Origin of the sequence: Paenibacillus psychroresistens, assembly GCF_009728935.1 — a bacterium.
GTDB lineage: Bacteria > Bacillota > Bacilli > Paenibacillales > NBRC-103111 > Paenibacillus_AC > Paenibacillus_AC psychroresistens.
The window spans coordinates 4,159,748-4,172,144 of the sequence record NZ_CP034235.1 but is presented as its reverse complement, the minus strand read 5'-3'; the positions used below and the strand labels follow the sequence as shown (position 1 = coordinate 4,172,144).

The window sequence follows — 12,397 nt, the reverse complement described above, 5'->3', positions numbered from 1 at the left end:
ATTTATTAGAGTCATATATAATTTAACACCTCAAGCCTACAATAAAAGAAAGCGATTTATTAAAAGCTGTAGATATAACATTAGCTCAATTAAAGGAGAGAAACAGATGAACATTGTAGTATGGAATGAATATCGCCATGAAAAAATCAATCAGGATGTAGCTCGAATTTATCCAGAGGGTATTCATAACGTAATAGCGGAATACTTGCGAAAAGAAAATATGATTGTTGGAACAGCTACATTAGATGAAGATGAGCATGGGCTGACAGATGAATTATTAGACAAAACAGATGTACTCATATGGTGGGGGCATAAAGCTCATGATGAAGTACAAGATGCTATTATTGAAAAAGTATATCAACGTGTGTTAAATGGAATGGGATTGATTGTGCTGCATTCGGGACATTTTTCAAAAATATTCAAAAAATTAATGGGTACCTCTTGTGACTTGAAATGGCGGCAAGCTGGAGAAATGGAACGCTTATGGGTTACTAATCCAAGCCATCCAATTGCGGAGGGCATTACGGAATATATAGAACTCGAGCAAGAGGAAATGTATGGAGAGTTTTTTGATATCCCTGAGCCAGAGAGCATTGTATTTCTTAGTTGGTTTGCAGGCGGGGAAGTATTTCGCAGCGGATGCACCTATACACGCGGTAAAGGCAAAATCTTTTATTTTCGGCCAGGACATGAAACATACCCGACTTATCATAATGGACAAATAATGAAAGTGATAGCCAATGCGGCACGTTGGGCATACTCACCAAAAGGATCAAAACTTATATTCGGGAAAACGGAACCATTAAACCTGTATTAGTGACAAATATCAATTTATATGGATCATATAATTTTAAAAAAATCGGTTTATAATAAAGATGTAAGCGCGTAACAAATAAAAATTTTTTTGATAACTGATGATAATACACCTTAGTGATTACGTAATATGGAGGATTAATAATGCCAAAACAACTTGTTGCAACAGCACCACGAAAAACAGAGCTATTGGATTATGAGGAAGCACTTTTAGGAGCGGGTCAAGTTAGAGTCAAAGTGGAATTTGCATCTCCGAAGCACGGCTCAGAGATAGCGGATTTTCGCGGAGAGAAGGATCATACAGAGGATGTATATGATTCTGAATGGCAAAGCTTTATGCCAAGAAACCTTGAAGAAGCAGCAATAAGTAGTCCATTTGGACGCTGGAATATTGGCAATCAATGGGTCGGCAGGATCATTGAATTGGGAGCAGATATTCAAGGGTATGCAATTGGCGAGCGTCTATGTGGATATGGCGGCATACGTGAATCTCATGTCGTTCAGACCGTTAATGCTTCCAGGTTAATGAAAATGCCGGAGAGTATGTTATGGAAGAATGCACTTTGCTTTGATCCTGCACAGTTTGCTTTAGGCGGTATTCGTGATGGTCATATCCGTGTAGGTGATCGAGTTGCGATTTCCGGCTTGGGAGCTATTGGTGCAATAGCAGCTCAGATGGCTAAATTGGCGGGTGCAAGCTACGTTGCGGTTATCGATCCAATTGCTAAACGCAGAGAAGCAGCGCTAAGAGCTGGAGCGGATGAAGCCTTTGATCCGTTGGTACAGGATATAGGCTTGGAGCTGAAAAAAGCAACGAATAAATTAGGCGTTGATGTCATTATTGAAACGAGTGCTAATGAGTTTGCACTTCAAGGCTGTTTGCGAGGGCTGGCATATGGTGGTACAATCGCATTTGTTGGCTGGGGAAGGCCTTTTACTGGGGGATTAAATTTAGGCAGAGAAGCACATTTTAATAATGCCAAGATTATCTTCTCTCGGGCTAGCAGTGAACCGAATCCAGATTATCCACGCTGGAGCTGGAAACGAATTCAAGAAGCTTGCTGGCGGCTATTGGAAACCAATCAAATTAATTGTGAAGAAATCGTAGATCCAGTCATTCCTTTTGCTGAAGCAGCGGATGGATATGAATTATATGTAGATCGAGCGCCTGAAAAAAGCGTTAAGCTTGGGATAGCCTTTACTGATTAAGCTCATTAGGTTAAAGGATGCGTAGAGGGGGATTATAGGTGAATGATGATGTGATGGATTTAGATCTCTTATTGCAAAATGCAGTCCTCAATATTATTGAGTTTGATATAAACACCCGTCATGAAATGAAAACCTATAATCGTGTTCGCCCTTGTTATGTAATGTCGTACCATAAAAAAGGGAATGCGAAATTAAGAATTGGGGACGAGATTTATGCAATTGTTCCTGGAACCGTTATTCTGATTCCACCCAATGTCCCTCATGATCATTTCAAGGAAAACGCAGATGAATCCGTGTTCCTCTGGTCTCATTTTACATTCGAAATTGCCGGTGTAATTGATGTACTCAAGCTTTTTCAAATTCCGATTACCTTCAAGCTGCGCGATTCCGTTGAATTTGAGAAAGTGTTCATGCAATATAATGAGCTTAAGCAACAAACGGGATTTTTGCCTCGAACAATATTGCGGAAAGCCAAAGCTTTGGAATTGATTTACCTTGTATTGGAAAGCGCCATTCGGATGGATCAAGATATGGTCATGAAAATTCAATCACGCAGTTTTCTAGAAATATTAGCAAGAATCATCCAGAATCCTGAACAGGATTTCACCTTGGCTCATTTTGCTAAAGAATTAAATATGCATCCGACTTATATTAGCAATCGATTTAAGGAACTATATGGCCGATCACCCATTCAAGTCCAACGTGAAATGAAAATTCATAAAGCTAAAACCCTATTGAAAACGACTCAGTTGTCGATAACTGAAATTGCTCAATCTTTAGGCTTTATTGGGATTCCGAATTTTACACGTTTATTCAAATTGTATGTCGGCACATCTCCCTCTCATTATCGAGAAATTAATAAAAATAAAATAAACGGTTATTTCTCAAAATCATAAGCGACAAAAACAGATGAAGGTGGTTGCTAGCATGAAGTTTGTCATACAGGATAAATTAACAGGATTAACTAATCAACAGGCTGTTTTTCAAATGGCTAAGGACATTGGTTATGATGGGGTGGAATTGAATCTATTTCAGCAGCGTTTGGATGATAAGCTGACGGACGAGCTTCGTACGGCAATAGATTCAACAGGCATACCTTTAACCGCAATTTGCGGAGGATATCGGAATTGGATTGGACATTTTGATGAAGTGAAGCGATTAGAAGCAGTAGCAGATATTCAAAGCTCGCTAAAAAATGCTGCTCTACTAGGAGCTCAAGGAATTATAGCTCCTGCAGCTTACGGAATGTTCTCTAAGTCATTGCCCCATCTAGTTTTACCGCGAAATGAAGCTGATGATCGCATTGCTTTATTGGATTCACTTAACCGCATTGCCGAGAGTGCTGAAAAGCTCCAGGTTCAGCTAATTCTCGAGCCTTTGAATCGCTATGAGGATCACATGCTGAATACGGTAGCTCAAGCTGCCGCACTCATTAAAGAAGTGAATAGCACAAGCCTCAAAGTTCTGGGTGACTTTTTCCATATGAACATTGAAGAATCTAATATTGCCGAGACCATTGCAAACGATTTCAATAGCTTAGGCTACTTTCACCTTGCGGATAACAATCGTCAGCTTCCTGGTAAAGCTCAGCTCGATTTTCGGACGCCTTTTCAAACATTGAAAAGCCTTGATTATAAAGGGTATTTAGCAATGGAATGCAGAATTGGTGAAGAGAGGAGAGAGCTGCTGCAAGAAACCTTACATTTCTTACGTCAAAGCTTAAACTAATCATGAATCATAAAAACGGGGAGAGATTAAAATGAAAAAAATACTTAGTGCTAGCTTTGCTATTCTACTTACCAGCAGTTTAATGTTAACGGCCTGTTCGACTAAAGCACCTATCAAAGATGGGGCTGCAGCAACACCAGCTGCTTCAACAGCAGTAAAAAACGATAAGCCAGTCACCATCAGCTTTTGGGATAATTATACGGATCCAACACAATCTAAAGCTATGGATGAGATCATTGCAAGCTTCGAGAAACAAAATGGATTAATCAAAATCAAGCGATCATCCATGAAAGCAGATGATCAGCGGAAATTAATTAAGCCAGCTTTGGTAAGCAAGGAAGGTCCTGATCTTTTTGCTTATGATGCAGGCCCTGGTTATCTAGGCGTATTAGCTAAAGCTAATTTACTATTGGATCTAACAGCTCAATCAGAGAGCTTAGGCTGGAATAAACGTTTCCCATCGTGGATTCAGGAACGCAATACCTTTAACAGTAAGATTTATGGGGTTGGGACTCAGGTTGAAATGCTTGGTGTTTACTATAATAAAAAAATCTTTACTGAATTGGGAGTTAGCATTCCAAAAACTTATGAAGAATTTCTAGCTATCTGTAAAGCCGCAAAAGATAAAGGAATCACAGCTATTGCTTTGGATGATAGAGATCAATGGCCTGCCTTCCATTTGGAAAGTATATTCTATACGGCAGTAGTTGGTAAAAAAGAAATTGAGACGGTTTTGAATGGTGGAAAAAGCTTTGATCAACCGATTTTTGCAGAGGCATTAGATACTTTTAAGAAATTAATTACGGATGGATATACAACAAAAAGTCCATTGGCTATTTCTTATGATGATGGCAATAAAGAATTTTTCTCAGGCAAAGCAGCAATGAGAATGACAGGTACCTGGATGGTTTCGGGGATGGTTGAGAATTTGAAGGAAGATGTTGGATTCTTCTTGCTCCCTTCCGTTAAGCCTGAGTTACCGTTAATGGCACCAGGCGGGATTGGCGGTACATTCGCTGTATCAGCAGATACCAAAAATCCTAATGAAACAGTTAAATTCCTTGATTACATGTTCTCTACAGAAACAGCAAAAATTTGGTATGAGGCAAGCGTAATTCCGCCAGTACCCATTGACGTAAGTACGATCAATGCTAACTCATTATTTAAAGAAGTCGTTAGCTTATCCCAAACGCCTGCTGGACTTTCCTACAATATCGATGTATTGATGCCGCAGAAGGTAAATGATATTACGATGAATGATTTACAGGAACTAATCGCAGGAAAGAAGACGGGAGCAGATGTCGTCAAGGATAAGCAAAAGGTATTTGAAGAAGAGAAGGCTAAAGGAAATTATTAAAGAATGGTTACATGGAGATAGGGCGATATGCCCTATCCCTATGTTTTTTAATAAAGCTGCAGGAGGTGCAAATATGAACATTCTTTCCCGAATAAAACCATTTAAAGCTCTGTTTTTTATTTTACCTGCTTTGGTTTTCTATGTTGTATTTTTAATTATTCCTATTATCCAAACTGCACAATTCAGTTTGTTTGAATGGGATGGGGCCAGTCCAGTGATGAATTTTGTCGGGTTTGACAATTATGCTCGTTTGCTTCAAGATCCTATATTCTGGAAGGCATTGGGTCATAATCTTTTCTGGATTGCTTGGACAGTGACTATCCCGATTTTTTTAGGCTTAATACTTGCGCTCCTTGTGCGTTCTAATGGGATTAAGGGAGCATTGATTTTCAGAGTAACTTATTTTATGCCGACGATCGTTTCGTTGATCGCTGTTGGTATAGTTTGGAACTGGATGCTGCACCCAAGCTTTGGAATTGTTAATACGATCCTCGATAAAATCGGTTTAGGCAGCTTAGCCTTGGATTGGCTCGGTAATGAACATACGGTCATGCCTGCCTTAGCAACTGCCGGAAGCTGGACCTATTACGGGTTTTGTATGGTAATCTTTATGGCGGCCATGCAGGGGATTGATAAGAGCTATTATGAGGTTGCTAAGCTAGAAGGGGCAACGGTCATTCAAACCTTTGTGCAAGTGACTATACCCTTACTGAAGAATACGATAACTTTATTAGTTTTAAATTCGTTGATTGGATCCTTTAAAGTATTTGATATTATTTATTTAATGACAAAAGGTGGACCATACCATTCCTCTGAGGTTATTTCAACCTATATGTTTGATAGCGCCTTTCGGTCTAATGAGGTTGGTTTCGGAGCGGCAATTTCGATTGCACTAGCTTTGATAATTGCAACCTGTTCGATTGTATATATGCGTTTTTCTGAACGAAATGATTAATAAGAAAGGAGATTATCTATGCATGATTCGGCTGCCAGTCGACCAACAGCACATAAAAACTCGTCTGCTTATCTTAAAAAGACGCTCATTTATTTCATCCTAGTCTTATTCTTACTTATTTCTGTAATGCCGATTGTCTGGATTGTTTTGGCCGCACTCAAGCCAGCTAATGAATTAAACGCGAACTTGTTCGCCTTCCCGAAGCATATTACATTTTCCAATTTCTCCGAAGCCTGGACGGTTGGTAAAATGGGTCAATATTTTGTGAATAGTGTAATTGTTGCTGTGCCGCGGGTATTTTTTATTCTGATATTAGCATCTTTAGCTGGCTTTGGTTTTGGAAAGCTTAAGTTTCCCGGTAGAGATTTCTTGTTTTTCTTCTTTTTGTTTGGAATGATGGTACCGATCCAAGCGATGATTATTCCACTGTATTATACAATGCAGCGTTTGGATTTAATCAATTCGTATTGGGCTTTAATTTTGCCGAATTTTGGGTTAGCTATGCCGTTTGCCATTTTTATGATGCGCTCTTTTTTCAAGGATTTACCGGATGAACTTATGGAGGCTTCTAAGATAGATGGAGCTAATAATTTTACTGCTTATCTTTATATTATGCTTCCTTTGACCATGCCGGCGTTGACTTCATTGCTTGTGTTTGAATTTATGTGGTCTTGGAACGATTTCTTATTGCCCTTACTCTTTGTTTATGATGATGCTTTTCGCACGCTTCCGCTTGGAATGATGTACTTTTTTGGGGAATATACGTCGAATCAATCTTTAATTGCTGCAGGAGTCTCGATTGCAATCGTCCCGATTATTGTGATTTATATTATTTTCCAACGTAAGTTTATTGAGGGGATAACAGCTGGTTCAGTAAAGGGGTAAATTAGTGATATAACCGAATAAGCCTGAGCTTTTGGAACGAAATGTTCTGAAAGCTTTTTTTTGTTAGAAATAAGTTTAATGTGGTTTAGATGTGGAATTAATAGTAAGATAATACGAAGGCTTCAGATTATGCTTACGAAGTGAGTTTTCTAAAGAAAACTTTAAGGAGGAATGGTTGTGGCGTCTATTCATTTAAACAATAGCAACGGATGGAATTGGCAGCAATTTGATCCTCAAGATAAGCATGATATAAAAGTGGATTGTGCGGATAATTGGCAATTTAAAGATTGGCTAGAGAAATGCGATAAACGTACAACGGATTATACCGGAGTCAGGAACCAAGGGGAGGACCACGCTTTATTCGGTTCTTTACTTTATTATCATGATCCCAACCAAGAGAAAACGAAATCATTCCTGCATTATTATGTGACAGAAGGTTATCTAGTAACAAGCCATTTTGACTTTAGTATCTACCAACGTACAAACGAGCAGGATTTAATGGATAAATTAAATGCCTGTACAACAGCCCAAGACGCGCTTTTTATTCTGATTGGGGAGATATTAAATTCATTCTTAGAGGGAATCGATGAATTCGAGGAGTCTCTACGGAAGCTTCAGGAAGAGCGCAAAAAAGGACGCAACGGTGGAGAAATGTTAGATAATATCATAAACCTGCGGTATTTATTGCTGCATTGGACTGCCTTAACCCTTCCGATCCAAGATACTCTATTAGCTGCTAAAGAAGCATTTATGGATAAACTAGAATCAAATGTTGATTATCAAAGAGCATTGCTGCGACTTGAGAGAATTCTTACTTTACAGAAGTATTATGAGGATGAGATGGACACCTTGCTGTCTATTGAAGATAATTTAACCAATTATCGTGGAAATGAAATCGTTAGAGCTTTGACTGTGTTTACAGTCGTTTTTATTCCGGTTTCAGCATTTGGTGCTATATGGGGGATGAATTTCAAGCATATGCCTGAGCTGGATTGGGAATGGGGATATGGCTTGTCTTTAGTATGGATTATCCTATTCATGAGTATGGTCTACTTATTTTTACGTAAAAAAGGCTGGACGGATGATTTACTGAAGCGAAAAAAATAGTTAATTAATTTTTAAATTGATTACATAAAAGAAGCGGGTAGCAGAATGAGAGTAAGCTTTGATGAAGGGCAGCCTATTTTTCAGCAGATTGCCGAAATGATTGAAGATGATATCCTAAGTGGGGCCTATCAGGAGGAGGAGCAGGTCATTTCGACAACTCAAATTGCTAAGGCTTTTCAAATAAACCCTGCTACGGCAGTTAAAGGCATTAATTTGCTGGTTGATACAGGTGTTTTGTATAAAAAAAGAGGCTTGGGCATGTTCGTAGCCCAAGGTGCCAAAACAAGCATTATGAATAAACGGCAAGAAGGATTTTATAACGAATTTGTGCTCAAGCTTTTAGATGAAGCGAATAAGCTTAGCCTGAGCTCCGAGGATATAATAGCCATGATCAAAAAGGGGAAGGGGGGTTCAGGTTAAGGATTTGCTCATTCAAACAAATCCAGCTGTCTTGGCGCTAAACCCTGATCTCCTTCCCCAAGCAAGCTAATCAGTTGTTTGGCATTATCTGCTGCATCTCCGCCAGAGTTATTATTGAACATTACATATAATGTTTCGCAAGATTTCTCTAACTCACGCAATCTATCCCGCCATTCGCTTAATTCTATCATGTTGTATCTATATAGATATCGCAGCTTACGCCAATCAGGGTCACTGCTTTTGTGCCAACCACTTACATTTCGCCCATGCAAACGAATTAACGTTTTATCGGGAGTAGTGACGCCCAGCACGATAGGAATGGAACCCATTCCTGCTTGGGGTTCATCTGCAATCGTATGAATCCATTGTTGCTTGCTTAGAAAAGCTAATGTCTTCTCTCGCGTTTCGGGAGTGTACCAAGTTTGATTGCGAAACTCGACAGCACAAGGAACATCACCCATTCGTTCGCGTGTTTTTCGCAGAATAGCGACATTTTTCTGATTGCATTCAAACCAAGGCGGATATTGAAAAAGCACCATGCTTAATCTCTGTTCCTCTATTACTGGTTGAATGGAAGTATGAAAGGCTGCAAACATCGCTTCATCCGAATCAAAGTAATTTTTCTCGCCTCTTAAGTGGCCTGTCATTCCTTGATAAGCCTTAATCACAAATTGAAAGCCATGAGGGGTTTCACTGAGCCATTTAAGGTAGTTTCTAACTGGTTGAACGGCATAGAATGAGTTATCCAATTCTACGACTCCGAAATAAGCGCTGTAAGCCTTCAGCCTCTCTGAAGCCCTAACTCCATTGCCATACAGCTCCTCATGATCACCAAATCCAGATAATCCAACCCGAATCATGGTAAATTAGGGGCAAAATAAACCTGCCCATTCTCAAGTGAAGCAATACGTGCTAAGGAATCAACACGATAGCCAAGCTCTTTAAGCCTACTAAATCCAGGCTGAAACGTTTTCTCAATCACAATCCCAATTCCAGCAACCGTTGCTTGGGCTTGTTCAACAATACGAGCCATCGCTAGTGCAGCATCTCCATTCGCAAGAAAATCATCGATGATGAGAATGCGGTCATTGGAGTTAAGAAATTTTTGCGAGACTGAAACTTCATTGGTTTCTTTTTTGGTGAAAGAGTGGACTGTTTCGGTATATAAGTCTGTTTGCAGAGTTAAGGATTTACGCTTTCGGGCAAAAACAACAGTTACATCAAGCTGCAAGGCAGTAAATACGGCAGGCGCAATCCCAGAGGATTCAATGGTCAGAATCTTGGTAATACCCGCTTCACGATATAATTCAGCAAAATATTTTCCGATTTCAAGCATTAATTTAGGATCAATTTGGTGATTTAGAAAGGAGTCAACCTTTAATACATTATTATTTAAAACAATACCCTCATGCACAATTTTTTGCTTCAACAGCTCCAATATGAAAACCCCCTCTATGTATCATCCACAACAATCGACAAGATAAGCCTAAATTATTCCTATTGTAACACAACTTTAGCTCAAATGGTTTCTATGAACTAAAGAGAAAAATTAGAAATTAGCAGGGCGGAAAATGGTGAAATATAGTATAATTTACTTTAGTTTAATGCTGATCAAGAATACAATACTTCTTCTATAAAAAAACGCTTAAATGAGAAAGAGGATGCTATATATGAAAGGAATTGTATTTACAACCTTTATTGAAATGGTAGAGCAGAAATTTTCTTTAGCAATTGTAGACCAAATTATTAATGATTCTGATCTTCCTTCCGGAGGAAGCTATACATCAGTTGGCACTTATGATCATGGGGAAATATTAAAGCTGGTCGTTCAACTCAGCGAAAGAACGGGGATTCCCGTATCCGATTTGGTTCGTGTTTTTGGTGAGTATTTATTCGGACAATTGATTGAATTGTATCCTCAATTTGTACAAACAAACCCGAATTTATTCGATTTTCTAAGTAAAGTAGACAGCTACATTCACGTTGAAGTACGTAAGCTGTATCCGGATGCGGAATTACCTGGCTTTGAGTATGATACTTCCGATTCCGAGAAGTTTGTGATGATCTATCGTTCTTCCCGTCCTTTTGCCGATCTTGCTGAGGGCTTGATTCTAGGTGCAGTTGGGCATTATGGTGAACAGATTGATATCCTTAGAGAAGCATTATTGGATTCCTCTGGCACAGCGGCCCGATTTACTCTAACGAAACGGAGCTGAGCTAATGAGTGAAATCGAGCTTTTACGCAGACAACTGGAACGTGAGAAGACAGCCCGCAAAGAAGCAGAAAGAATTACCGAGCTGAAAACACGTGAAATTTACTATATCAACCAGGATCTTCGTCAGTTAAATGAGCATTTGGAAGAGAAGGTAAATGAACGCACATCAGAATTAGAGAGGGCTCATGATGAGGCTATTGAAGCTAATTTAATTAAGAGTCAATTCCTAGCCAATATGAGTCATGAATTAAGGACGCCCTTGAATGCAATAATCGGGTATAGTGAAATGCTTATAGAAGAAGCAGAGGAAATTCATCAACAATCCATTGCAGATGATCTACTAAGAATAAATAAATCAGGCAAGCATTTGCTTTCGTTAATAAATGATATCTTGGATATCTCGAAAATTGAAGCAGGTAAAATGGATATCTATTATGAGGAAAATAATGTACTTGATTTGATTCAGGATGTTCTGACTACAGTTAAGCCGCTTGTTAAGCTGAATGGAAATTTACTTGAAACTCAATGTGTAGATGGCAGGATTGCCATTGATACTACTAAACTTAGACAAATACTAATCAATTTACTTAGCAATGCAAGTAAGTTTACGAAAAACGGCATGATTACTTTCGATGTGTATAGTGATCAAAGAGACCAAGTGGATGGTTATAGCTTTAGAGTTAAGGATACAGGTATTGGCATGACTTCAGAGCAAATGGATAGATTATTTCAACCATTTACTCAAGCAGATTCATCTATGACTCGCAAGTTCGGAGGTACAGGTCTTGGTCTTGCGATAAGCAAACGTTTTTCTGAAATGATGAACGGAAGCATCCAGATTGAAAGTGAAATGAATCAAGGCAGTATCTTTACATGCTGGCTTCCCAAAGACCCTATTCTGCAGAATTCAACTGTTAATGGCGATTTATCTGAACAAGGATATGATATAGAAGATATGACGTCAGTAAGCATTCTATTTATCGATGATGAGCTTTCCAATCAACAGCTGATGCAGCGCTACCTTGCAAAAGAAGGATGGTCGATGGCATTTGCAGATAGCGGACAGGAAGGACTGCGTTTAGCTAAAAAGCTTCGCCCAAAAGTAATCTGCTTAGATATACTTATGCCAAGCATGGATGGTTGGAGTGTTTTATCTGCGATGAAAAGCGATCCGGAGCTCGAGAATATTCCAGTTATTATTTTATCGTTAACAAACGACAAGTATTTGGGCTATACTCTGGGAGCTGCCGAATTTATTACAAAACCCATAAACCGCGATAGACTTATCGAAGTAATGGATAAGTATATGTTTAACCGTTCTGAGCATACAGTCTTAGTTATAGAAGATGATAAAATAACTAGCGAAATGATGACTCGTTTATTACAAAAAGAAGGTTATTCTGTAACTGAAGCTAATAATGGTCGTTCAGCTTTGGCAAGTATAGAAAATAAAGTTCCAAAGTTAATTTTGTTAGATTTAATGATGCCTGAGATGGATGGGTTTCAGTTCATTCTAGAGCTTCAAAAAAAACAAGCCTGGACCTCGATTCCTATTGTCGTTGTTACAGCAAAATCAGTTACGGCAGATGAACGATTGAAATTAAACGGTTATGTTAAAGAGATTGTCCAAAAAGGAATGTTTAACAAGGAGACATTCCTAGCCGAGATTCGAGGGTTAATAGAGGGTGGTTAATAAACGAAAACGAA

At 38.9% G+C, this 12,397-nt stretch carries 13 protein-coding genes; 11 read left to right on the top strand and 2 right to left on the bottom strand.

Annotated elements, in window-relative coordinates:
• Positions 1–106: 106 nt before the first annotated feature.
• The 9 genes from EHS13_RS18910 (at position 107) to EHS13_RS18870 (ending at position 8,474) form a co-directional block, all read left to right on the top strand.
• Positions 107–817, top strand: coding sequence for a ThuA domain-containing protein (locus EHS13_RS18910; protein ID WP_155701858.1), 711 nt, complete (start codon positions 107–109; stop codon positions 815–817).
• Between the two features lie 140 nt (positions 818–957).
• Complete coding sequence (locus EHS13_RS18905; RefSeq protein ID WP_155701857.1) at positions 958–2,022, top strand: zinc-dependent alcohol dehydrogenase; 1,065 nt, start codon at positions 958–960, stop codon at positions 2,020–2,022.
• Between the two features lie 38 nt (positions 2,023–2,060).
• Positions 2,061–2,918, top strand: coding sequence for a helix-turn-helix domain-containing protein (locus EHS13_RS18900; protein ID WP_155701856.1), 858 nt, complete (start codon positions 2,061–2,063; stop codon positions 2,916–2,918).
• Between the two features lie 31 nt (positions 2,919–2,949).
• Entirely contained in the window at positions 2,950–3,750 is an 801-nt protein-coding gene (locus tag EHS13_RS18895; protein WP_162463166.1) for a sugar phosphate isomerase/epimerase family protein, read from the top strand.
• 31 nt (positions 3,751–3,781) lie between these two features.
• Positions 3,782–5,107: an ABC transporter substrate-binding protein gene (locus EHS13_RS18890; RefSeq protein ID WP_155701854.1), complete on the top strand. Its 1,326-nt coding sequence runs from the start codon at positions 3,782–3,784 to the stop codon at positions 5,105–5,107.
• A gap of 73 nt (positions 5,108–5,180) precedes the next feature.
• Entirely contained in the window at positions 5,181–6,062 is an 882-nt protein-coding gene (locus EHS13_RS18885; protein WP_155701853.1) for a carbohydrate ABC transporter permease, read from the top strand.
• 18 nt (positions 6,063–6,080) lie between these two features.
• Positions 6,081–6,947 (top strand): carbohydrate ABC transporter permease, encoded by an 867-nt coding sequence (locus EHS13_RS18880; protein ID WP_155701852.1) that lies wholly within the window; start codon positions 6,081–6,083, stop codon positions 6,945–6,947.
• Between the two features lie 177 nt (positions 6,948–7,124).
• Complete coding sequence (locus EHS13_RS18875; RefSeq protein ID WP_162463165.1) at positions 7,125–8,054, top strand: magnesium transporter CorA family protein; 930 nt, start codon at positions 7,125–7,127, stop codon at positions 8,052–8,054.
• A gap of 45 nt (positions 8,055–8,099) precedes the next feature.
• Positions 8,100–8,474 (top strand): GntR family transcriptional regulator, encoded by a 375-nt coding sequence (locus tag EHS13_RS18870; protein WP_155701850.1) that lies wholly within the window; start codon positions 8,100–8,102, stop codon positions 8,472–8,474.
• Between the two features lie 8 nt (positions 8,475–8,482).
• On the opposite strand, the gene EHS13_RS18865 is transcribed toward EHS13_RS18870, so the two are convergent.
• Both EHS13_RS18865 and EHS13_RS18860 read right to left on the bottom strand, forming a co-directional pair.
• A complete protein-coding gene (locus EHS13_RS18865; RefSeq protein WP_155701849.1) occupies positions 8,483–9,334 on the bottom strand; it encodes a DUF72 domain-containing protein in 852 nt (283 codons plus the stop codon).
• Positions 9,331–9,912: a xanthine phosphoribosyltransferase gene (locus EHS13_RS18860; RefSeq protein WP_155701848.1), complete on the bottom strand. Its 582-nt coding sequence runs from the start codon at positions 9,910–9,912 to the stop codon at positions 9,331–9,333. The genes EHS13_RS18865 and EHS13_RS18860 overlap by 4 nt, the downstream gene beginning before the upstream one ends.
• A gap of 232 nt (positions 9,913–10,144) precedes the next feature.
• On the opposite strand from EHS13_RS18860, the gene EHS13_RS18855 reads away from it, so the two are divergent.
• On the top strand, positions 10,145–10,690 hold the full coding sequence (locus tag EHS13_RS18855; protein ID WP_155701847.1) for a heme NO-binding domain-containing protein: 546 nt from the start codon (positions 10,145–10,147) through the stop codon (positions 10,688–10,690).
• Between the two features lie 4 nt (positions 10,691–10,694).
• On the top strand, positions 10,695–12,383 hold the full coding sequence (locus EHS13_RS18850; protein ID WP_155701846.1) for an ATP-binding response regulator: 1,689 nt from the start codon (positions 10,695–10,697) through the stop codon (positions 12,381–12,383).
• Positions 12,384–12,397 lie beyond the last annotated feature (14 nt).